Origin of the sequence: Enemella evansiae, from assembly GCF_002250705.1 — a bacterium.
GTDB lineage: Bacteria > Actinomycetota > Actinomycetes > Propionibacteriales > Propionibacteriaceae > Enemella > Enemella evansiae.
Map to the genome: position 1 here is coordinate 224,326 of NZ_NMVP01000033.1, position 21,021 is coordinate 245,346.

The window sequence follows — 21,021 nt, forward strand, 5'->3', positions numbered from 1 at the left end:
GGTCAGCGGGACGCGATCGTGGTCAGGTCGAAGCTGAGCGTGGTGGCGTTCTGCGGTACGCCGGTGATCTCCGGGCGGGTGATCACCAGATTGGGCAGCAGGAACAGCCAGTCGGCGGCGGCATCGCTGGACATCAGCTTCGCGGCCTCCTTGAGCTTGGGCGCCTGCTCGGCGGCCGGGCCGCGGTCGGCCTCGGCGACCAGCCGCTGGAACTCGGGATTGTCGTAGTGGAAGTAGTAGTCGGGGTTGGCGAAGCGGACGATGTCGCGGGCCTCGACATGGGAGACGATCGACATGTCGTAGTCGCCCCTGGTCAGCACGGTGTCCACCCAGCGGGCCGGGAACTCGAGCTGGTCGATGGTGGCCTCGATGCCGACCTGCTTGAGCTGGGAGGCGACGAACTGGCCGGCGGAGGTGGCGTACGGCAGGGTCGGCAAGCGCAACCGCAGCCGCAGGTTCTGCACACCCGCCTCGGCGAGCAGCTGCTTCGCCTTCTCCGGGTCGTAGGGGAAGTCGCCGGTGCGGTCCTCGTACCAGGGATCGGTGGGCGGCACCATCGCACCGATCAGGAGACCCTTGCCCGCCCAGACGGTGTCCCGCAGTCCCTTCTTGTCGATCGCGTACCGGATCGCCTGCCGGACCCGCGGATCGCTGAGACCCGGCGAGCGGTTGTTCATCGACAGCACCACCTCACCGTTGGTGGTGCCCTCCACGACCGTGAACCGGGACGGGTCCTCGAACTGCGGCAGCGCCGCCGGCGCCTGCAGGTTGGAGATGATGTCCAGCTCCCCCGACAGCATCGCGGCGTTCATCGCGTTCGGATCGCTGAAGTAGCGGAAGGTGACCTCGTCGAAGCGCGCCGGGGTGGCCCAGTAGTTGGTGTTCTTGCCCAGTGTCACCGACACTCCCGGCAGCCACTCGGTGAGCTGGAACGGCCCCGAACCGGCGGTCTGCGCGGCCAGATCGGTGCCGGCCTCGGAGTCGAACACCATCCCGGCGGTCGACGACATGTCCCACAGCCACATGTTGGAGGGCCGGGTCAGCTTGACCGTGAGGGTGTTGGTGTCGGTCGCGGTGGCCTGTTCGACGAGCGAGAGCTGCCGCTTCAGGGTCGCGGTCGCGTTGCCGGAGCGGATCCGATCCATCGACCAGACCACGTCCTTCGCCGTCACCGGGCGCCCGGAGGCGAACTTCGCCGACGGATCCATGATGAAGGTGTAGGTGAGATTGTCCGGCGAGACGTCCCAGCGCTGGGCGAGCAGCGGCTGCAGCTTGCCCTGGCTGTCCACCTTCACCAGCGTCTCGTAGACGTTGTAGAGCATCACCTGGGAGATCGCGGCCGCATCGTTGGCGGTCGGATCCATCGTCGGCGGCTGGGCGGTGGCGCCGACCAGCAGGGTCTTGGTCTCGGCGTTCCCACCGCCACCCTCGCTCGGTGAGCAACCGGCCGCCAGCAGCATCAGCAGGGACAGCAGCAGGGCGAGCACGCCGGTACGCGGACGGACTCGAACCGTCCTGCGGGAACGCTGCGACATCGACGGCTCCTTCTCCGACCAGCCCACGGATGGGGTCACTGTAGCCACACCCCCGGGGTGCTCGCCCCCGTCGACGCGAACCCGGGATGATGTCGTTATGGTTCGGTTCTCCTGGCAACGGATGGCGCTGCGAGCTTTCGACCTCAGCGAGCGTTCGGTACGCCGGGGTCGCGATTCGCAGCGCCGCCGCGTCGAACGGTGGCGGAACCGGCTCTTCCTGATCTGCCAGTGCGCGATCACCGCCGGGGTGGCCTGGTGGGCGTCGATGAAACTGCTCGGCGACCCGCTGCCGGTGTTCGCGCCGGTGGCCGCGGTGGTCACCCTGGGCTCCAGCTACGGGCAGCGGTTGAGCCGCGGGGTGGAGATCGCCGTCGGGGTGGCGGTCGGGGTGTTCTTCGGCGACGTGTTCGTCTATCTGTTCGGCACCGGGGTGTGGCAGATCATCGTGGTGACGATCCTGGCCATGTCGGTGGCGACCTGGCTGGGTGCGCGGAATCTGATGATCACCCAGGCCGGGGTGCAGGCGATCATCGTGATGACCCTGCTGCCGAACCCGGGTGCCGGGTTCGGGCGGTGGCTGACCGCGCTGATCGGCTGTGCGCTCGCGCTGCTGGTGACCACGGTGGCCCCGGCGGGCCCGCTGACCCGGCCGCGGATCCTGGCGGCGGGCGTGCTCAGCGAGGCCGCCGACACCCTGAATGCGATCCGCGAGGCGCTGACCGACGGCGACCCGGAGGCCGGTGACCGGGTGCTGGACCGGGCCCGGCGCAGCGAGGGCGCCCTGGAGCGGTTGAACGATGCGGTCGAGGAAGGGATGGCGGTGGTGCGCTATTCGCCGTTCCGGCGGCGCAATCTGCCGCACATGCAGGACCTGTCCCAGATCGTCGACCCGCTGGACCGGATGGCCCGCAACCTGCGGGTGCTGGCCCGGCGCAGTGCGGTGGCGCTCTATCGCAGCGAGACCATCCCGCAGGCGTACCTGTCGTTGATGGGTTCCCTGGCCGAGGACATCAAGTGGTGCTCCGGTGAGCTGTACGCCCGGCGGCTGCCGACCGGCATCCGGCAGCGGATGGAGACCCTCGGCGAACGCAGCTCCCACCTGATGCTGTCGGAGTCGTTGTCGGCGGTGGTGCTGTTCGCCCAGATGCGATCGATCATGGTCGACCTGGTGCAGCTCTCCGGCATGGACTACGCCGACGCCCGCGAGCTCATCCCCGACATGGACTGACCCGACGCTCGTCGAGTAGCGACCCATGCGCAGCGAAGCGGAGCAATGGGTCGCGTGTCGAGATGAGCCCCGCACGTCGGCTGGGCTGGTCGAAGCCCCGGTTCACCCCGATTTTGGATCCCGGCCCGACGCGTGTAATGTATTCCAAGCACAACGACGCGGGGTGGAGCAGCTCGGTAGCTCGCTGGGCTCATAACCCAGAGGTCACAGGTTCAAATCCTGTCCCCGCTACCAAAGTGCGAGAGGCCCTGCCGGGAACCGGCAGGGCCTCTTGTCATCCCTCGCGGAGCCAACCGCGCACGGAGTCCCTCACGCACCGCCGGCCACTCGGACCGCAGGATCGAGAACACCACGGTGTCCCGGAAGGTGCCGTCATGACGGCGCAGGTCCCGCCGGATCACCCCTTCGCGGACGGCGCCGAGCTTGGCGATCGCCGCCTGGGAACGCTCGTTGTTCGCATCGGTCTGGATCTTGATCCGACCGAACCCGCAGTCCTCGAAAAGATGGCGCAACAGCAGGTATTTCACCTCGGGATTCACTCTCGTACCCCAGGTCGACGGGCTGAGCATCGTGCTGCCGATGTGCGCCTTCTCGTTGTGCAGGTCGATGTCCATGATCGAAGTGGTCCCGACGACCGCGCCGCCGGCCAGGTCACGGATCGTGTACTGCACCTTCACCGCGGGATCCCAGATCAGCTCCCGGGCGTATTCCTCGGCATCGCGCGGGCGTCCCGCCGCCACCGATGGATTGACCTCCCAGACCCGTGGGTCGTCCATGGCGGCGAACAGCTCCGGGGCATCGGCAGGGGTGGTCGCGGTCAGTCGGACGGTCTCGCCGACGAGTTCACGATGATCGGGACGCATGGTCATGGGCACAGGTTTGCACGCCCCCGGCAGTCGGAACCGATCCGTCCAAGGACACCGCTCGCAGCGCGTTCCGTAAGCTTGGACCATGCAGCTCGACGAGGCCCAGCTCGACCGCGCGATCGGGGCGTTGACCGGCGCGGCGTGCGGGGACGCGCTCGGCGCCGGTTACGAGTTCGAGACCGTCGAACTGGACGGCCGGCCCGAGATGATCGGCGGTGGACTCGGGGATTTCGCCCCCGGTGAATGGACCGACGACACCGCCCAGACCTTCGCCATCGCCCGGGTCGCGGCGACCGGTCGGGACCTGCGCGACACCACGGCCCTGAACGCCATCGCCCGCGGCTTCGCGGCCTGGTACGCCGGCGATCCGCCCGATGTCGGGGTGCATACCAGCAATGTCCTGGGAGCCGCCGGTCACCATCCCACCGCGGCCACCATGCGCGCCGTCTCCGACTCCATCGCCGCCCGCGGGCAGCGCACCGGTGGCAACGGCACCCTGATGCGTACCGCACCGGTCGCACTCGCCCACCTCGACGACCCGGCCGCCCTGATCGAAGCGGCCGGGCTGATCGCCCGACTCACCCATCACGATCCCGTCGGCGCCCAGGCCTGCGCGCTCTGGTGCCTGGCGATCCGGCACACGATCCTCACCGGTGAACTGCCCGCCCTGATCGACCTGGTCGATCAGCTCCCCCGGACCAGCCAGGACTTCTGGCGGACGGCGATCGAGAAGGCGGAATCCCTTCCCTCACAGCATTTCAACCCGAACGGCTACGTCGTCACCGCGCTGCAGGCGGCCTGGTCGGCGATCACCTCCTCCGACGGGCTGGTACCCGGCCTCGAGGCCGCCATCGCGATCGGCAACGACACCGACACCGTCGCCTGCATCGCCGGAGCGCTGCTCGGTGCGCGCTGGGGCCACTCCGCGATCCCGGACCAGTGGCGGGAGATCGTGCACGGCTGGGAGAACGCGCGGCTCGACGATCTGGCCGAGCTGGCGGTCCGCACGGTCCGCGGCGGAGCGGCCGGCTAGGTCAACAACCCGGCCATCAACGCCCGGGCCCGGGCACCCCTGGTGACGATGTCACCGTGCCCGCTGTCCACCACGCGCACCCCGACATCGACCCCCTGCCGACCCAGCGAGACCGCGAGCCCGATGGTCAGCGGCAGCGGTACCGAGGTGTCCCGCCAGCCCTGCAGAATCCGAACCGGGGCAGGGATTCCGGTCGGCACCCTGACCCGCTCCCGCAGCTGCCGACCCAGACCACCCCGGCCCGCCGGGTGGCGCAGCAGGGACGGCACCTCGAACCCCGACACCAGCTCCATGATCTCGAAGATCTCCAGCTCCCGGATCTCCCGCAGCACCCGCTGCCCGAGCGGGGTAAACGAGTCGCTCACCCGCAGGTCCGGGCGGACCAGGTCCGCCGCCGCGGCGACCATCAGCAGCGGGCTGCCGCAACCGGCCGCGATCCGGGCCGGGGTGCGCGGGCCGATCAGTCCGAAGATCCACTCGAGCTGACTGGCCGGACAGAGCGCCACCACCCCGGCCAGCTCCAGTTCGGGTGCCAGCTCCGGCGCCCGATACCCGGCCCAGAGCGCCGCATGCCCACCCTGGGAGCCACCGGTGGACAGCCATTTCCTGCCCAGCTGGGGTTCGTGACGCCTGGCGGCCTGCAGGCCGCGGACCATCGCCAACGCCTCGTCCGGTCCGTCCAGATAGGAATGGATGCCGTTGACGATCAGATAGTCCGGCGCCACCACGGCCCACCCCCGGGCCAGCAGCCCGGTGAGATAGTCGTTCTCCTCCGGTGGCCGGGGCCGGTGCTCGGGAGTGGTCAGCGGTCCGAGACCGTTCGTCCCGTGGCCGTGCACGACCACCGGCCAACCGCCCGCCGGCGGCGTACCCTCGGGAAGCTGCAGCTCGGTGACGGCGATCGTGTCGAAACCGTCGGTGGACCGCACCGGATGCCGCAGCCGCACCCCCCGGCCAGCGTCGATCAACGGGGTGATCTGTTCGGCCACCGGTTCCGCGACGGTCATCGGACGCCCTTGATCGGCAGCACCGCCAGGGCCCCGAGCGCGGCCAGCACGATCGTGAACAGGAACAGATTCGTGTAGTTCGAGCCGCCGCCGAGCCCCACCACCCAGGCACCGACGATCGGCCCGATCACCTGTGGCAGCTGATAGGACAGCGCCACGATGCCGAGGTCCTTACCGGCGTCGTCGACCGAGGGGATCAGTTCGGTCATCATCGCCACATCGACCGAGATGAAGGCGCCCTGCCCGGCGCCGACGATGCCCAACCCGATCAGGAACATCGTCTGATCGCCGGCCAGCATCGCCACCACCAGGCCGGCCACGGTCAGCGCACTGGCGGAGAACACGATCGTCTTGCGTCGGCCGGTGCGATCGGAGATCCAGCCGAAGAGCACGGTGGTCACCATGTTGGCGACCACGAAGACGCTGTAGCTGACCGCCTGCACCGCCGAGGCGCGCTCCGGTGGGACACCGAGGGAGTCGATGATCAGGAAGAGCAGGAACAGCGACACCGTCAGGATCGACATGGTGATGCAGAACCGGCACACCCAGGCCCACGCGAAATCCTTGTAGCGCACGGGATTCAGCCAGTAGGTGGCCAGAATCTCGCGGGCCCGCAACGGTTCGACCGGGGTGGTCCGTCGGGCGTCGCGGTAGCCGAAGCAGAGCGCCAGGTTGAGCACCAGGCAGATCGTCCCGGGCACCAGGAACCAGGGGGCCTGTTGATCCTGCGGCAAGGCCGCGATGATCGCCGCGCCGGCGACGGTGGCGACACCGGCCGAGACCCCGGTGGCCGCCGAGACCCGGGCCCTGATCCGGGCCGGGATCTGGTCGGCGAGCAGGGTGTGCTGGCCCATCGCGACCGCCGCGATGCCGATCTGGGTGATGCACCAGCCGAGCACCAGCAGCGGCACCACGTGGGCGTACGCGAGCACCAGCGCACCGGCCAGGATGACCACGGCCCCGCCCGCCATCCACGGTCTGCGCATCCCCCAGCCCAGCCGGGTCCGGTCGCTCAACCGGCCGAACAGCGGGGTGAGCACCAGGGTGACCACACCGCCGATGCTGGTGATCACCGCCAGGTTCCGGTCCTTGCTCTCCGGGCCGAGGAGGTAGACGACCTTGGGGATCGCGGCGCCCATCATGCCGTTGAAGGCGATCGTCACGCCGAACCAGGCGAGGATGAACAGCGGCAGGAAGGCCGGGCCCTGCCGCTGCCCGATGATGCCCTCGGCGGGGGTCTCCGGGGAGTCGGTGGCCGCCGTGCTGGACATCAGCGCACCGTCCCGGGTGCGTCGTGCAGGGTCCGCAGCACCGCGATCACGCTGGCCTCCCAGTGCCGGGCGGCCAGCGAGATGCCGGCGAAGCTGTTGCTCTCATGGGTCTGCCCGGCCGCCTCGAACAGGCTGGCCGGGGTGCCCTCGGCCAGCAACCTGGTCAGATAGGCGCGGGCGTCACCGACCAACGGGTCGAGTCCGGCGGCCATCAGGTACGCCGGCGGCAGACCGGCCAGCGAGTCGGCGAGCAGCGGTGAGGCCAGTGGGTCCCGGGGATCGGCACCGGCCAGATACATCGAGACGACCTCGTTCACGTCGGCCATTGCGGCGTCCTCTCCGCCCCCGAGGTCGGAGAGGACGCCGCGATCCAGGTGGCCCCCGGTGAGGTCCAGCGCCGGGACCTCGAGCAGTTGCAACCGCACCGGGTGGTTGGCCCGGTCCCGGTTGGCCAGGCAGGCCGCGGCGGCCAGGTTGCCGCCCGCGCTGGCGCCGGTGACCGCGAGCCCGGTCGGATCGATGCCGTGGTCCGCGCCGTGGCGGGCCAGCTGGTCGAGCACCGCGTACACCTGCTCGAGCGCGTTCGGGAAGGGCAGCTCCGGTGCCAGGGCGTAGTCGACCGCGAGGATCGCGACCTCGGCGCCCACGCAGCGTTCGCGGGCGGCCGCATCGAAGCTCGGGTAGTCGATCCCGCCCTGCCGGAAGGCGCCGCCGAACAGTGCGATCACCCCGGGCAGGGCTCGGTCGCCGGCACCGGGTGGGCGATGCATCCGCACCCGGACGTCCGGTGCGTCGGGCACCGGGACCAGCCATTCGCACGTGTCGGTCCGGGGCCCGGGCCGGCCGGCGTTGCGCCACAGATCGGTGTTCACCCGCAGCGCGCGTTCCCGGCGCTCCGGCATCGGGGTGCCCGGGACGGGGTCGTCACCGGTGGCGACGCGGCGGGCGATCTCGGCGCGGACGATGGGATCCAGCGGGGCACGCGAGGTCATGACATCTCCTTCGACATCGGGCGGACCGAACGGTCTTGATGATGTTTACATGGAAACGCAGTTCAGGCAAGGGGTCTCGGGCGATGGCCGAAACGGCCCGTCGATCAGGTGGAGGCGCGCAGCACCAGCTCACCGGACAGCAGCACCCGGGCCGGCGGTCGCCGTCGGTCGGCCAGCTGGGCGAGCAGCAGGTCGGCGGCCAACCGGCCGGACTCGGCGAACGGCTGCCGGATCGTGGTCAGCCCGGCCACCGCCGCGATCTCGCCGTCGTCGACCCCGATCACCCGCAGCTGCTCCGGCACCTGCAGCCCGCGCCCGCGGGCGGCGGCCAGCACGGCCGCCCCGAGCCGGTCGTGATTGGCGACCACGGCGACCGGCCCGGCGTCGAACGCTCCCCCGTCGCTCAGCCCACCGAGCCAGTGGTCGAGCCGGCGCACCGCCTCGCCGAAGTCGGGGGTCACCGGCACCGAGGTGAGGGGCAGGCCGGCGGCCTGGATCGCATCGGAACGGACCAGACCCGCCGACCGGAAGTCGGCGGCCTGCGGTTCGTGCACGAAGTACGCCTGCCGATGCCCGAGGCCCAGCAGGTGCTCGGCGATCAGCCGACCGGCACCGGTGTCGTCGAACTCGACCCGGCTGAACGCGGGGTGATCGGAGTCGACGAGCACGACCGGCAACCGGCTCTCCTCGAGCCGGGCCGCCCCGTCGCCGGAGACCGGCACCCCCATCACGATCACCCCGGCGACATCGCTGCGCAGCGGCAGCGAATCCAGGTGCGGTTCGATGGCGGCGGCCGAGGAGGGCTGGTCGCGGACCAGGGCCTCCATCCCGCGCGGCTGCACGACCGCGAAGATCCCGTTCAGCCGCTCGGCGTACGAACCGTAGCTGGAGAACGGCGCGAGCACCGCGATCCGTGCGCCCGCCCCGCGCGCCCGGTCGGCCATCTCCGCCGAGGGCCGGTAGTCCAGCCGCCGGATCGCCTCGAGCACCTTGCGCCGAGTGGGTTCGGAGACCTGATCGGGATGGTTGATCGCCCGGGAGACGGTGGCGATGCTCACCCCCGCTTCCCGGGCGACCCCCTTGATGCTGCGTCCACCCCGGCGTTCCACGCGCCCACCCTAACGGGGGCCGCGGCACTCACCAGCCCCAGTGTCGCCGCTGCGCACTGATCGCCCAGGCATTGATCCGCGGCACATCGGCGCGCTCCGGCAGCGGGGTGCGCCGGGTGTCGAGCAGTCCGCGGACCTCGGCCGAGACCCGGGCGATCTCCTGTGACACCTCGGTCCGCGGCACCTCACCGCGCTTCACCGCGAGCACCCGTTGCCGCTGCCGTTCGGCCAACGGCAGGGTGAGGTGACCGGTCTGCGCGATCTCCCGGCCCTGGTAGGCCAATCGCAGTGCGTGGCTGCCGTACTTGACGTCCCAGCCGTACCGCGCGATCAGTTCGGGCCGGTTCGGCACGTTCCGCTTCGACTGGCCGAGCATCCGTTGGTGCTGGGAATGCATGTAACCGAGGAATCGCTCGATCGCCACCTGGGAAAGGAAAGCCGGACGCAATCCACGCAGCTCCTCCCCCAACGGCGTCCGCACGATGAGCGATTCCGGCGGTGCGAACAGCGGCAGCAACACCGTCGGATTGCCCTTGATCGCCAGCCGCAGATACTTGCGCAGCGAATAGAGGATCAGGTCGGTGTCACCCGGGCCGCTGCGCGCACCCTCGGGCTGGGTGCGCCACACGTAGTCCTCGCGGGGCCGATCGACACCGAAGACGTACGCCTCCGGTTCGAGGTAGACACCCAGCTCGTCGTGGTCGTCGGTGCCCTCGATCGCGATGCCGTGCACGCCGCTGCCGACCACCGAACGGAGGATCTCCCCGCCCAGGGCCACGGCCCGGTCGCCGTATTCGACGTTCATCGCGTTCATGCTGCTCACCTGCTCGACTCTCGATCTCCGAGGTTCCTCGCGGAACCTCAACGAGGGTACGAAATGCGGTGCGTGCGGGCCACCGATTTTGACCCCGTCCCCCAGTGCGCGAGCCCCCAGAGCGCGAACGCTCAGTGCTCGAGGTACTCCCGGGCCCATTCATCGTCATCGAGACGCAGGTAACCGTCGCGGTGCGCCTCCCGGATCACATCGACCGAGTTGCCGACCGGGCGGCCGAGGGCGGCGTACTTGCCGGCGATCCGCGAGAAGTAGGTGTTCACGGTGGTCTCGGCGATGTGCCGGCCCTCCATCTTGCGGCCGATCGCCTTCTTGGGTACGCCCTGGGCGAGCAGGGTGAGCCCTTCGACCTCGCGCGGTGCCAGTTTGGCGACCAGGTCCGGATCGTTGAGCAGCACGTACGCCAGCTCGCCGCTCACCGCGTATTCGCCGGCGGCGGCCAGTTCGACGGCCTCCAGCACCGCGCCCTCGCCGCCGTCGGCCTTCAGCACCAGGCCGACCGCACCGGCCGCCATCGCACCGCGGATCGGTATCGGGACGACCGAGGAGGTGTGCAGCACGACCTTGATCCCGCGGCCGGTCAGCTCCCGGATGGTGTCCTCCGGGTGCTCCTGGTCGCGCACCCCGAGCAGGTCGAGCAGCACCACCTCGGCGTCCAGACCGTCGGCGAGCAGTTCGGCGACCGAGTACGCCTCCCGGGTCAGCAGCAGCTTGTCGGGCCGCTCGGCGGCCAGCGCCCGCAGCCCGTAGAGGCAGACCCAGTGATCATCCAGTGCCGCCACCCGGACCGGTCCGTTGCCACGATTCATCCTCGGATCCTCATCCATCCTCGGCTCCCCTGCCAGTCATCCGATCGTGGGACAGTCCCGGGCCGACCGGGGTGGGCCGTAGCGTGCAGAACCCGTCCCCGCGCTCCAACCGCACCGCCCGGGCATCGGGCGGTGCACCGACCCAGTCACCGGCGAACACCGCCACCAGCTCACCCAGATTGCTGACCACCACCCGTTCATCGGACCACGGTTCACGGTCGAAGGCGACCAGCAGCCGCAACAATTCCTGCTCCAATCCGGCCACATCCCGGGTGCCCAGGCGCAGTTCCAGCAGCCAGCCACGCTCCCGCACCGCGATCAACCGGTTCGCCAGGGCCGGTGTCGGCCCCCCGAACTGCACCTCATCGCGCACCTCGAGCTCCAGTTGCCGCGCCCGGCGTTCGGTCGTCGGGGCACCGAGGGCCACCCGGCCGGTCGCGACCCCGGTGAGGAAGGGCACGATGCGCTGGCTCACCCGCCGCAGCCTGGCCTCCCGCACCCGGTTGCGCACCTCCCGTTCATGGGTCCGGACCTCCGCGGCGTCCAGTCGGCCCAGCTCGGCGAGCAACCGGGGCCCGTACACCCCGACCACCAGCCGGAGGATCAGGATCGCCAGCAGCAGCGTCGGTGCGGTGATCGCGCCGGCGTAGGCGACCATCGTGCGGGCCAGACCGAAACGCCACCACCCCGCCACCACGATCCCGGCCCAGACCGCCGCGGTCTGGGCCAGCCCGACCGTCAGCGGATAGACGACCAGCTGCGGCATCAGAACCGGGATCACGCCGCCGGCCAGGAAGAAGTAGAAGGCGTTACCGGTCCCGGCCGGGATCGCGAGGACGTTCAGGAACAGGCCGACCAGGCAGGCCAGCGGTGCGAGCACCGCCAGCAGGGCCGGGTTCGTACCGCGCCAGATCGCCCATCCGGTGGCGGCCCCGGCCAGGCTCACCAGCAGCGTCCCGAGGATGGCCGGAGCGAGCCGCTCCAGATCCGGCGCCAGCAGTGCCAGCATCAACACATTCCCCACCAGGATGGGAATCATCGCGATCACCGTGCCGCGCCGCATCGCCTGCCAGGTCTCCGCGAGCACCGCCGTCGAGGGTGTCGGTGCCCGCCAGCCGAGCAGCACCTGGGTGCCCTCGCCCGACGACCGGATCTCGGCGGATCCGCCGACGTCGGCCATCGGTTCGGTGATCGAGCCGACGATCCCCCCGCGCCCCGGGCCGCCACCGGTACCGCTCGCATCGAACCCGCGGCCGTCGTCGCTGATCTCGACCTCCACCCGGGGACCCGCCGAGCGCCAGTGCACCCGCACGGTGGATGCACCGGAGTGCCGGTCGGCGTTGCGGATGGCCTCCCGGATCGCACCGGTGAACGCGCTCTCCACCGGGGTCGGCAGCTCTGGGGGCTGCCCCACGGTGTCGATCCGGATCGCGACCTCGCGCTGCAACTCGCCGAGCCCGGTGAGCAGGCTCTGGTCGGTCCGCTGCCGCGAGCGGGTGAGCAGGGCGACCGTGCGCGCGGCGGCCTCCCGGATCGGGTCGACACCGATCGTCCCGGGCCGGGCGACCACGCGCAGGGTGTGCAGCACCTCATCGTGCAGGAGTTGCTCCACCGCCCGCGTCTGGCGCTGCTGCACCCGGCCCAGCTCCTCATCGAGCAGCACCCGCCGGCGATCGGTGACCGAGGCGTCCACGGTCGCTCCCACCGCGCGCAGCGCCTCCACCGCGAGCACCACGGTCCAGGCCAGTTGCAGCCCGGACACCCCTTCGGCCAACCCGGCCCGCAGCGACTCCCCCGAACCGACGATCGCGACCAGGCGTACCCCCAGACAGGCGAGCATCAGCACGATCCCGGTGCGCCAGCGGTGCCGCCCACCGAAGACCAGCACGAAGCAGAGCATCGAGTTGACCACCGTCGTCGGCCACCAGGCGATCTGCCACACCCCCGGCGGCTGACCGACCAGCAGCAGCACCAGCCCGGCCAGGCAGAGCACGCCGAGCACCCGGGCCAGCAGCGTGCGCTCCCCACTGCGGCCGAACCGCAGCGCCCCGAGCACCACCGCGACCTGGACCACCGCGATCAGCAGCAATCCGACCCGGCCCAGCGCACCCACCCGGCGGTACTCCTGGAGCACCACGGGCAGATAGAAGAAGACCGAGACGCTGATCGGCACGACGAACATCCAGCGCAGCCCGCGGTCGATCACGCTCGACCAGCCTGGCCCCCGGGGTGAGTCCGCCATAAGCGGAAGCCTAGGGACAGCGGCACCGATCGGCGCGCATTTCAGCGAATGACATCCGTCATCGGAATCGGGGCGTCATCGGAAACGGGGCGTCATCGGAATCGGGCCGTGTGGTGTGATGGCCGGTATGAAAGAACCGACCGCCGGGGCGTACCCGCTGCACGAACGGACCCTCGACAACGGACTGCGGGTGATCGTCTCCCCCGATCATCACGCGCCGGCGGTGGCGGTGAACCTCTGGTACGACGTCGGCTCGCGGCACGAGCAGCCGGGCCGGACCGGGTTCGCGCACCTGTTCGAGCATCTGATGTTCCAGGGCTCGGCGAATGTCGCCGCCGGTCAGCACATCGCGCTGCTTCAGGCGGCCGGCGCCTCGGTGAACGCGACGACCTGGTTCGACCGCACCAACTATTTCGAGGCGCTGCCCACCGGTGGGCTGGAGCTGGCGCTCTGGTTGGAGGCGGACCGGTTGGCCTCGCTGCCCGTCGCGGTCGGCCAGCAGAATCTGGACAACCAGCGCGAGGTGGTCAAGGAGGAGAAGCGTCAGCGCTACGACAACGTGCCCTATGGCGATGTGATGGAGCGCCTGGTCGAGCTCACCTTCCCCGCCGACCATCCCTACGGGCACACCACGATCGGTTCGATGGCCGACCTGGACGCCGCGACCCTGGACGACGTGCACGCCTTCTTCCGCACCTTCTATCTGCCGAACAATGCGGTGCTCACCCTGGTCGGGGATGTCGAACCGGAGCAGGGTTTCGCGCTGGCGGACCGCTACTTCGGGCAGATCCCGGCCGGGCCCGCGGCGCCACGACCGGTGGCGACACCGCTGCCGGCCATCGATGGCCTGCCGCGCGCCGAGGTGAGCGCGGCGGTACCGGCGGACGCGGCGTACTTCAGCTGGCGGTTGCCCGCCCTGGGTACCCGGGAGCAGGACGCGGTCGACCTGGCGCTGTCGGTGCTCGGCGGGTCGCAGACCAGCCGGTTGCACCGCGAGCTGGTACGCCGCAGCGAGGTCGCCACCGATGCCTCGGCCAGCGCGCTGCCGCTGATCGGCGGCACCTCCTTCGGCTTCGCCTCGGTCCGCTGCCGGGAGGGCACCAGCCCCGAGCGCGCCGAACAGGCCCTGGTCGCCGAGCTGACCCGGTTGGCCGAGGACGGGCCGAGTGAGGAGGAGCTGCAGCGGGCCCGCGCCCAGTTCGAGCGCGCCTGGCTGCAATCGCTGTCCAGGTTGGAAACCCGGGCCGATCAGATCTCCGGGAGCGCAACCCTGCTCGATGACCCCGGCCGGGTCAACACCCGGGTCGGTGAGGTGCTCTCGATCGGTGCCGACGAGGTCCGCCGGGCGGCCCGCACGCACCTGGATCCCGAGCACCGGGCCACCCTGATCTACCGCCGAAGCGAGGAGTCCCGATGAGCAGCACCGCTCCCGAGGTCCGCGCGCCCGAGACCTGGCACTACCCCACCCCGGAGGAATCCTTTCTGGACAACGGAATCCGGGTGCTGGTGCATCAGATGCCCGGCCAGCAGGTGATCTCGGCGGTGCTGCAGCTGGACCTGCCGCTGACCGCCGAGCCGCGCGAACTGGAGGGTGTCGCGACGATCTGTGCCCGCGTGCTCGACGAGGGCTCGGTCGCCCATCCCGGTGATCGGTTCGCCGAGGTGCTGGAGACCGAGGGTGCGGCTTTCTATGCAGCACAGGGATTCTCCGGTCTGCAGGCGATGATCGACGTGCCCGCCCGCCGGCTCGGGCCTGCGCTGGAACTGCTCGCCGAGGCGGTTCGGCGCCCCGAGTTGAACGCCTCCGACGTGGAGCGTCAGGTGGCGCTGCGGCTGGCCGAGATCGACCAGTTGCGCGCCAATTCGGCCCAGCTCGCCTCGACCAGTTTCCGCGAGCTGGTCTTCGATCCGATCAGCCGCGTGCAGCGGATGGCCGGCGGCGGCCCGGAGACCGTCCGGGCGATCACCCCGGACGCGGTGCGGGCCTTCCACCGCGACCACTACGGCCCGCGGGGGGCGACGCTGATCCTCGCCGGTGACTTCACCGAGGACCCGGTGCCGCTGGCCGCCGCGGCCCTCGGCGACTGGTCGGTGGCCGACCAGGCCCCGGCCTCGCATCCGGCGGCCGTCCCGGGTACGCCGGCGGCGGTGCTGCTGCCCCGGCCGGGTGCCGTGCAGGCCGACCTGCGGCTCGGCGGGTTCGGCATCGACCGGACCGATCCCCGGTGGCCGGCGCTGCAGGTGGCCTCCTACGCCGTCGGCGGCGCCTTCTTGAGCCGGTTGAACAAGGTGCTCCGCGAGGAGCGTGGGTACACCTACGGGGTCGGGCTGCAGCAGGCACCACTGCGCGCCGGTGGCAGCTATGCGGTGGCCGGCAGTTTCCGTACCGAGGTGGCCGGCCCCGCGCTGGCCGAGGCACGGGCGCTGCTCGACCTCGGTGACGCGCCGATCACCGAGGCCGAGGTCCGCGACGCCCAGAACTTCTTCACCGGGGTGTCGCCGCTGCGATACTCGACCGCCGACGGGCTCGCCGACCAGACGGCCATGCTGGTGCAGCAGGGCCTGCAGCCGGACTGGATGAACGGTTATCTGGCCGGCATCCGCGCCACCACCGCCGAAACCGCCACCGCGGCGTACCAGCAGATCGTCGATCTCGACGCGCTCAGCCTGGTCGTCGTCGGTGACGCCGAGGCCCTCACCGACCCGATCCGCGAGGCCGGGTTCGCGGTCTGAGCGTCCCCGCGATGCAGGCCCACCAAGGAGAAATCCACGCGTCGTCCATCGCACCGGGCCCTGACCTCCCGCAAGGATCTCGACGACTGGGCCGAAGAGCGGGGTCATGGCGCGCCGCGCGCGAGCCGGCCTCAGATAGTCAGTTGCCCATCGCGGAGGCGGCCCGGCGGACGGCCGCCGCGGCCTCCTCGTTCTTCTGCTGGTAGGTCGCCAGATCGCCGGAGCGCAGGGCGTTCCCGGCCTCGGCGTACGCCCGGTCGGCGTCCTGGAGGGCCTGGCGGGCGGCCGGCAGATCCTGCGGCTGCCCCGGCCCCGGAGGCGGCGGCGCGCCACCCTCGGGCTGCTCACCGGTGGAGGCCCCCGCGGCTCCGAACACCTGGTCCAGCGCCTGCTGCAGGGTGTCGCCGACGCCGGTCTTCTCCCCGAAGCGCACGGTGACGAACTGCAGCGCCGGGAAGCTACCGGGACCGGCGTCACCGCGCTGGGTGTAGTACGGCTGGGCGTACAGCACCCCACCGGCCAGCGGCAGCGACAACAGGTTGCCCGGGATCACCGCCGCCGAGGACTGCTGGAAGGCCCGCAGCCGGTCGGCGATCTGGTTGTTGGCGCGGATGTCGTTGTAGACCTGGTTCGGGCCGCGCACCTCGGTGGCGGTCATCCGCAGGATCTGCAGCTTGCCGTAGTCGGGGCTGGTCGCCTCGGAGTTCACCGCCAGATAGGCACCCAGATTCTCACGCTGGTTGGGCACGAACACGCTGGTCTGCGAATAGGTCGGCTGCTGCTGGCCGGGCAGCCGGATGGACAGCAGATAGGGCCGTTCCTTCTGCGCCCCCGGGGTCACCGGGTCGGTCGGCAGCACCCACAGGTCGTTGCCCTGGAACCAGGCGAACGGATCGGTGACGTGGTAGCGGGTCAGCAGCTGGCGCTGCACCTTCACCTGGTCATCGGGATAGCGCAGGTGCTCCAGCAGCGCCGGCGGGATCGTCGACTTGTCCGAGACCGCACCGGGGAACACCTTGCGCCAGGTCTGCAGGATCGGGTCGGCCTCATCCCAGGCGTAGAGCTTGACGGTGCCGTCGTAGGCGTCGACCGTCGCTTTCACCGAGTTGCGCAGGTAGTTGATCTGGGTGTCCGGGCGACCCTGGGTGCCGGTCGGGGTCTGGCTGTCGGTGATCGTCTGCTGCCAGGAGATGCTGCGGCTGTTCGGGTAGTTGTTGGTGGTGGTGTAGCCGTCCAGCACCCACTGCACACGCCCGTCGACGATCGTCGGATAGGCGTTGGAGTCGATCTGCAGCCACGGTGCCGCGGCCTGGACGCGTTCCTGCGGGGTGCGGTTGTAGATGATCTTGGACTCCGGGTTCACCCGGCGCGACAGCAGGATGTTGGCGTCGGCGAAGCGGGTGGCGTAGAGCACCCGGTCGAACCAGTTCCCGATCGGTACGCCGCCCTTGCCGGTGTAGGTGGTCCGGGTCTCGCTGCCACCGGGGCCGCCGTTGGGGCTGTCGATCTCCAGCGGCGTGGAACCGGCCGGGCCGCCGACGATCGAGTAGTCGGTGTGCTGCTCGCCGAAGTAGATCCGCTTCTCGTAGTCACCCACCTGCTGCTGCAGGTCGATCCAGACCGGCGCACCGTTGGCGTCGCGCTGGTTGCCGTAGGCCGCGACCAGGCCGTAGCCGTGGGTGTAGGTGGTGCGGATGTTGTTCCAGGAGCGGTCCTGCAGGCCGCCCAGGTTGAGCTCGCGGGCCGCGACCACGGTGTCGGTCTCCCGCCCGTCGATCTGGTAGCGATCCACATCGAGCACCGACGGGAAGCTGTAGTAGCCGCGGACCTGCTGCAACTGCTCGAAAGTCGGGGCCACCACGGCCGGGTCGATCAGCCGGATACCGGGCAGCGCGTCCGCATCGGCCCGCAACTGGGCCGGGTTGGCATTGTTGGTGACCGCGTAGTTGCTGATCTCGGCATTGTCGATGCCATAGGCGTCCCGGGTGGCCGCGATGTGCTGCTCGATGTAGGGGCGTTCCTTGTCGGGCTCGTTCGGATTGACCTCGAGGCCCTGCACACCGGCCGGGTAGAGCATGGTGAGCAGCACACTGGCCACCACGGTGAGCGCCAGCGCCGCCAGCGGCAACAGCCAGCGCTGCAGCCAGATGTTGGCCAGGAACAGCGCGGCGCAGAGCGCGGTGATCACCGCGACCACCAGGGAGGCGTTCACCCGGGCGTGGTCATCGGTGTAGGACATGCCGGTCAGCAACCGGTTGGTGGTGATCTGGTAGGCGTACCGGTCGAAGAACGCGCTCACCGCGAAGCAGAGCACGGTCAGCCCGATCAGCACCGACAGGTGCGCCTGGGCCTTCGGGGAGGTGCGCCGACGCTCGTTGCGCGCCACCCGCAGCGCACCCATCACGTAGTGCATCACCGCGGCCGCGATGGTGGAGAACGCGAACAGGGTCGCGGCGAAGCTGATCACGAACCGCCACCACGGGTAGGCGAAGACGTAGAAGGAGACGTCCAGGCCGAAACGCGGGTCCACCTCGCCGAAGGGGGTGGCATTGCGCCAGGCCAGGAAGGTGGTCAGCTCGCTCGCCGCGGAGACCCCGGCGAGCAGCGCGGTGACCACGCCGAGCCCGATCATCACCTGGACGAACCGGGTCTCCATGGTCTCCCGGTAGCGCTCCAGCAGCTCGCTGGCCATCGGGCCGCTGCGGGTGGTCGGGCGCAGCCGGTAGGCCAGCGCGGTGTTGCCGACCACCGCCGCCGCCATCAGCAACCCGAAGACCGCGAACAGCCCGACCCGGGACCAGAAGGTGGTCGCGAAGACCTGCGGGAAACCCAATGAGTCGAACCACAGCTTGTCGGTCCAGATGTTGGTGAACAGCACGAACAGCAGCACCAGCACGGTCACGATGACCAACGCCGGCAGCAGGGCACCGCGCCTTCGGGGTCCGTTGTGGGTGCTGACCCCGGCGGTCTGGCTCACCTGTTCCTCCTGTGCTGACTTTCTCGGGCTGACCGATCTGGGACGGCCGTTCAGGACAGCGTAGCCGCGAGTACCTCAGCGACCCCGGGTGCGAGCTCCGCTCCCCCCAGAAGTTCATCGGGTTGTGACACCAGCCGGGCCACCGCGTGCTGGGTGCCGTCGCGGAGCACACCGACCACCAGCCGCAATTCCTCGCGCTGCGGATGCTCGGCGACGAACCGCGCGGCCTGCTCGGGATCATCGGGCAACTGGCCCTCGTGACCGGCGGGCAGGAAGGTGCGCTCCAGCGCGAGCGCGCAGCCGTGCACCGACTCGGGCCAGGCGATCCGCCCCAGCACCGCGGGCAGATCCGCCTCCTCGGGCAGCGGTTCGGCCCCCTCCTCGACCCCGGCATTGCGGAAGTTCTCCTGCTCGATCGCGGTCAGCGCGCCCGGCGGGTGGCCGTCGGCGCTGCCCCGGATGCCCAGATGGGCGGCGAGCTCGGGTTCGGCGGCGATCAGTTCGTCGGAGAGCACCAGCGCGAACAACCGCGCGGGCTGGTCCCAGCCGCCGGCGCCGACGTGGTGCTCGAGTTCGATCAGGGCCGCCACCAGGGCGTCGCTCTGTTCGGTGCTGGTCTGCTCGGGCATCTGTGCTGTCCTCAGGGTTCGGGGTGCGGGGGTACGCCTCAGCAGCGCGGTACCTGCGCGGCGGTCGCCGGGTTGCCCGCCAGCCGCAGGCCGTCGATCGCCTCGTTCAGGGTGTTCGCCCGGATCAGATTCAGGTCGGTGTCCAACCCGGCCAGGTCGCGACAGTTCGCCCCGGGCACGATGAAGATCTGCGCACCCGCCTCCTCGGCGCCGGCGATCTTCTCCTGGATGCCGCCGATCGCGCCGATCGCACCGCTGGGATTGATGGTGCCGGTGCCGGCGACCGACCGCCCGGCGAGCAGATCGGTCGGGGTGATCCGGTCATAGAGCCCGAGCGCGAACACCAGGCCGGCGCTGGGCCCGCCGATGTCGGAGCTGACGCCGAAGTTGACCATCGGGGCGTACCGGTAACCGGTGGCGACCTCCACCCCGAGCACCGGGTTCTTCGGGTCACGGCGGCTGGGGGTGGTGATGACGTCGACCCGGGTCTCCACCCGATTGCGCAGCACCAGCAGCTTCACCACGTCCCCGGGGGTGTGCCGCTGGACCATCCGGCGGACCTCCTCGGGGTTGTTGACCGCGGTGCCATCCACCGAGAGGAACAGATCGCCCGGCTGGAGCCGTTCGTTGGCCGGCCCGGACACGGTCACCGAGGACACCACCGGCATCTCGGTGACGGGCTGGTTCGCCGCCCGCAACGCGGCGACGACCGCGTCCTGCTGGGAGGTGTCCATCATCTGCCGCTCCTCGGAGCGGACCTGCTCGGTCGACTTGCCCCGCTCGTACACCGAGTCCCGCGGCAGCGCGTCGCGGCGCGGCAGCCAGTAGGCGAGCACCGCCTCCGGCAGGCTGGTGGCGGCATCGGCCCGGGTCACCGAGACCGTGGTCATCCGCAGCTGGCCACTGGTCGGATAGGTCTGGATCCCGTCCACCACGATCATCGGTCGGCCGTCGCTGCCGTTGCCGAGCACGTCATAGGCCCGGCCCTTGCTGTAGACGACGTAGGGCACCGGGACGACGGCGATCAGCAGGGCCAGCGCGACGAACCAGATCGCCGAGGTGAGCGCCAGCCAGGTCTGCCGGGTCAGATTCAGGCGGCGGCGCGGGGTGCCGCCGCCGGACTGCTCGGCACCGGCCGGCAGCGGCGTCTGGGTCGAGGTCTGGGTCACGGCAGGCCCACCCATTCGGTGTCACCGTCGGTGAACTGCTGCGCCTTCCAGATCGGGACCTGCTGCTTCAACGTGTCGATCAGGTCCCGGCAGGCCGCCAGGGCCGCGGCCCGGTGCACCGCACCGGCGGCCACGACGACGGCCAGATCACCGATCTCGAGGTGCCCGACGCGGTGCTCGGTGGCCACCGCCAGCACATCGTGGCGCTCCGCGACCTCGGCGGCCACTCGGCTCAATTCAGCTGCGGCGCTCGGGTGGGCGCTGTAGTCCAGCGAGGTCACCCCGCGCTCCCCCGCACCGTCTCCGGCGTCGTCGATGTCGCGGACCAGGCCGACGAACAGCCCGACGCCGCCGACCGAGGGCGCGCGGACGGCGTCCAGAACGCGGTCGACACTGAGCGGCTCGGCGAGGATCTCCGCCGATACCGACACTTCTCGGCTGGACTGCACGGGCCGACCATACCCGGCGTTCCTGAGCCCTGCCCAAGTGTTGGGCCGATGCGGTTGAATGGGAGGCGAGACGCAACCGGTGCCAGACACCGTCGCCGAGCAGACCAAGGAGTCGCCCGCATGGCCGACAATGACGACCC

The 21,021-nt window shown here is 70.4% G+C and carries 17 protein-coding genes and 1 tRNA gene; 5 read left to right on the forward strand and 13 right to left on the reverse strand.

All coding sequences use genetic code 11. The features are described from left to right. Window positions 1–2: 2 nt before the first annotated feature. Window positions 3–1,535, reverse strand: a complete 1,533-nt coding sequence (locus tag BI335_RS15165) for an ABC transporter substrate-binding protein (RefSeq protein ID WP_094400867.1) — start codon at window positions 1,533–1,535, stop codon at window positions 3–5. Window positions 1,536–1,632: 97 nt separating this feature from the next. Between BI335_RS15165 and BI335_RS15170 the strand changes: the two genes are divergently transcribed. Both BI335_RS15170 and BI335_RS15175 read left to right on the forward strand, forming a co-directional pair. After that, window positions 1,633–2,763 carry an FUSC family protein gene (locus tag BI335_RS15170; protein ID WP_094431874.1) on the forward strand — a complete coding sequence of 377 codons (1,131 nt, stop codon included), beginning with the start codon at window positions 1,633–1,635 and terminating at the stop codon, window positions 2,761–2,763. A gap of 157 nt (window positions 2,764–2,920) precedes the next feature. After that, window positions 2,921–2,997: transfer RNA gene (locus BI335_RS15175), tRNA-Met, on the forward strand. On the opposite strand, the gene BI335_RS15180 is transcribed toward BI335_RS15175, so the two are convergent. Beyond that, complete coding sequence (locus BI335_RS15180; RefSeq protein WP_094431986.1) at window positions 2,976–3,632, reverse strand: GNAT family N-acetyltransferase; 657 nt, start codon at window positions 3,630–3,632, stop codon at window positions 2,976–2,978. The genes BI335_RS15175 and BI335_RS15180 overlap by 22 nt on opposite strands. Window positions 3,633–3,714: 82 nt before the next feature. Here BI335_RS15180 and BI335_RS15185 point away from each other — a divergent pair, with 82 nt between their 5' ends. Then, window positions 3,715–4,662, forward strand: coding sequence for an ADP-ribosylglycohydrolase family protein (locus BI335_RS15185; RefSeq protein WP_094400863.1), 948 nt, complete (start codon window positions 3,715–3,717; stop codon window positions 4,660–4,662). Here BI335_RS15185 and BI335_RS15190 read toward each other — a convergent pair. The 7 genes from BI335_RS15190 to BI335_RS15220 all read right to left on the reverse strand — a co-directional run bounded on the left by BI335_RS15190 (window position 4,659) and on the right by BI335_RS15220 (window position 12,924). Then, window positions 4,659–5,669 (reverse strand): lipase family protein, encoded by a 1,011-nt coding sequence (locus BI335_RS15190; RefSeq protein ID WP_094431876.1) that lies wholly within the window; start codon window positions 5,667–5,669, stop codon window positions 4,659–4,661. The two genes, BI335_RS15185 and BI335_RS15190, sit on opposite strands and share 4 nt — an antisense overlap. Beyond that, the gene (locus tag BI335_RS15195; RefSeq protein ID WP_094355433.1) at window positions 5,666–6,940 is read right to left on the reverse strand and encodes an MFS transporter; all 1,275 of its coding nucleotides are present in this window, start codon (window positions 6,938–6,940) and stop codon (window positions 5,666–5,668) included. The genes BI335_RS15190 and BI335_RS15195 overlap by 4 nt, the downstream gene beginning before the upstream one ends. Further along, window positions 6,940–7,932 carry an alpha/beta hydrolase fold domain-containing protein gene (locus BI335_RS15200; protein WP_094355434.1) on the reverse strand — a complete coding sequence of 331 codons (993 nt, stop codon included), beginning with the start codon at window positions 7,930–7,932 and terminating at the stop codon, window positions 6,940–6,942. The genes BI335_RS15195 and BI335_RS15200 overlap by 1 nt, the downstream gene beginning before the upstream one ends. A 104-nt stretch (window positions 7,933–8,036) precedes the next feature. Next, window positions 8,037–9,041, reverse strand: a complete 1,005-nt coding sequence (locus BI335_RS15205; RefSeq protein ID WP_094431878.1) for a LacI family DNA-binding transcriptional regulator — start codon at window positions 9,039–9,041, stop codon at window positions 8,037–8,039. Between the two features lie 28 nt (window positions 9,042–9,069). After that, window positions 9,070–9,855: a nucleotidyltransferase domain-containing protein gene (locus BI335_RS15210; RefSeq protein ID WP_094431880.1), complete on the reverse strand. Its 786-nt coding sequence runs from the start codon at window positions 9,853–9,855 to the stop codon at window positions 9,070–9,072. A gap of 131 nt (window positions 9,856–9,986) precedes the next feature. Continuing rightward, window positions 9,987–10,682: a LuxR C-terminal-related transcriptional regulator gene (locus tag BI335_RS15215; protein ID WP_094355437.1), complete on the reverse strand. Its 696-nt coding sequence runs from the start codon at window positions 10,680–10,682 to the stop codon at window positions 9,987–9,989. A 10-nt stretch (window positions 10,683–10,692) separates the two neighbouring features. Next, the gene (locus tag BI335_RS15220; protein ID WP_144009129.1) at window positions 10,693–12,924 is read right to left on the reverse strand and encodes an ATP-binding protein; all 2,232 of its coding nucleotides are present in this window, start codon (window positions 12,922–12,924) and stop codon (window positions 10,693–10,695) included. Between the two features lie 127 nt (window positions 12,925–13,051). Here BI335_RS15220 and BI335_RS15225 point away from each other — a divergent pair, with 127 nt between their 5' ends. Continuing rightward, window positions 13,052–14,341 (forward strand): M16 family metallopeptidase, encoded by a 1,290-nt coding sequence (locus BI335_RS15225; protein WP_166646692.1) that lies wholly within the window; start codon window positions 13,052–13,054, stop codon window positions 14,339–14,341. Then, window positions 14,338–15,657 carry a M16 family metallopeptidase gene (locus BI335_RS15230; protein WP_094431887.1) on the forward strand — a complete coding sequence of 440 codons (1,320 nt, stop codon included), beginning with the start codon at window positions 14,338–14,340 and terminating at the stop codon, window positions 15,655–15,657. Before BI335_RS15225 ends, BI335_RS15230 begins: the two co-directional genes overlap by 4 nt. Before the next feature lie 139 nt (window positions 15,658–15,796). On the opposite strand, the gene BI335_RS15235 is transcribed toward BI335_RS15230, so the two are convergent. From BI335_RS15235 to BI335_RS15250, 4 genes are read right to left on the reverse strand one after another with little or no spacing between them, the layout of a single operon-like run. Continuing rightward, window positions 15,797–18,634, reverse strand: a complete 2,838-nt coding sequence (locus BI335_RS15235) for a UPF0182 family membrane protein (protein ID WP_094355441.1) — start codon at window positions 18,632–18,634, stop codon at window positions 15,797–15,799. Window positions 18,635–18,684: 50 nt separating this feature from the next. Then, a complete protein-coding gene (locus BI335_RS15240; RefSeq protein ID WP_094400847.1) occupies window positions 18,685–19,263 on the reverse strand; it encodes a PPA1309 family protein in 579 nt (192 codons plus the stop codon). 38 nt (window positions 19,264–19,301) lie between these two features. Then, window positions 19,302–20,432, reverse strand: coding sequence for a YlbL family protein (locus tag BI335_RS15245; RefSeq protein WP_229119217.1), 1,131 nt, complete (start codon window positions 20,430–20,432; stop codon window positions 19,302–19,304). Then, the gene (locus BI335_RS15250; RefSeq protein ID WP_229119216.1) at window positions 20,429–20,881 is read right to left on the reverse strand and encodes a molybdenum cofactor biosynthesis protein MoaE; all 453 of its coding nucleotides are present in this window, start codon (window positions 20,879–20,881) and stop codon (window positions 20,429–20,431) included. The genes BI335_RS15245 and BI335_RS15250 overlap by 4 nt, the downstream gene beginning before the upstream one ends. Window positions 20,882–21,021: the final 140 nt, after the last annotated feature.

What these genes read in the sequence shown, in the direction of transcription:
- BI335_RS15210 (WP_094431880.1), bottom strand. Translation starts at nt 9,855, where the DNA reads ATGAACGCGATGAACGTCGAATACGGCGACCGGGCCGTGGCCCTGGGC.
- BI335_RS15195 (WP_094355433.1), bottom strand. Translation starts at nt 6,940, where the DNA reads ATGTCCAGCACGGCGGCCACCGACTCCCCGGAGACCCCCGCCGAGGGC.
- BI335_RS15215 (WP_094355437.1), bottom strand. Translation starts at nt 10,682, where the DNA reads ATGAATCGTGGCAACGGACCGGTCCGGGTGGCGGCACTGGATGATCAC.
- BI335_RS15220 (WP_144009129.1), bottom strand. Translation starts at nt 12,924, where the DNA reads ATGGCGGACTCACCCCGGGGGCCAGGCTGGTCGAGCGTGATCGACCGC.
- BI335_RS15190 (WP_094431876.1), bottom strand. Translation starts at nt 5,669, where the DNA reads ATGACCGTCGCGGAACCGGTGGCCGAACAGATCACCCCGTTGATCGAC.
- BI335_RS15170 (WP_094431874.1), top strand. Translation starts at nt 1,633, where the DNA reads ATGGTTCGGTTCTCCTGGCAACGGATGGCGCTGCGAGCTTTCGACCTC.
- BI335_RS15165 (WP_094400867.1), bottom strand. Translation starts at nt 1,535, where the DNA reads ATGTCGCAGCGTTCCCGCAGGACGGTTCGAGTCCGTCCGCGTACCGGC.
- BI335_RS15225 (WP_166646692.1), top strand. Translation starts at nt 13,052, where the DNA reads ATGAAAGAACCGACCGCCGGGGCGTACCCGCTGCACGAACGGACCCTC.
- BI335_RS15185 (WP_094400863.1), top strand. Translation starts at nt 3,715, where the DNA reads ATGCAGCTCGACGAGGCCCAGCTCGACCGCGCGATCGGGGCGTTGACC.
- BI335_RS15230 (WP_094431887.1), top strand. Translation starts at nt 14,338, where the DNA reads ATGAGCAGCACCGCTCCCGAGGTCCGCGCGCCCGAGACCTGGCACTAC.
- BI335_RS15200 (WP_094355434.1), bottom strand. Translation starts at nt 7,932, where the DNA reads ATGACCTCGCGTGCCCCGCTGGATCCCATCGTCCGCGCCGAGATCGCC.
- BI335_RS15180 (WP_094431986.1), bottom strand. Translation starts at nt 3,632, where the DNA reads ATGACCATGCGTCCCGATCATCGTGAACTCGTCGGCGAGACCGTCCGA.
- BI335_RS15240 (WP_094400847.1), bottom strand. Translation starts at nt 19,263, where the DNA reads ATGCCCGAGCAGACCAGCACCGAACAGAGCGACGCCCTGGTGGCGGCC.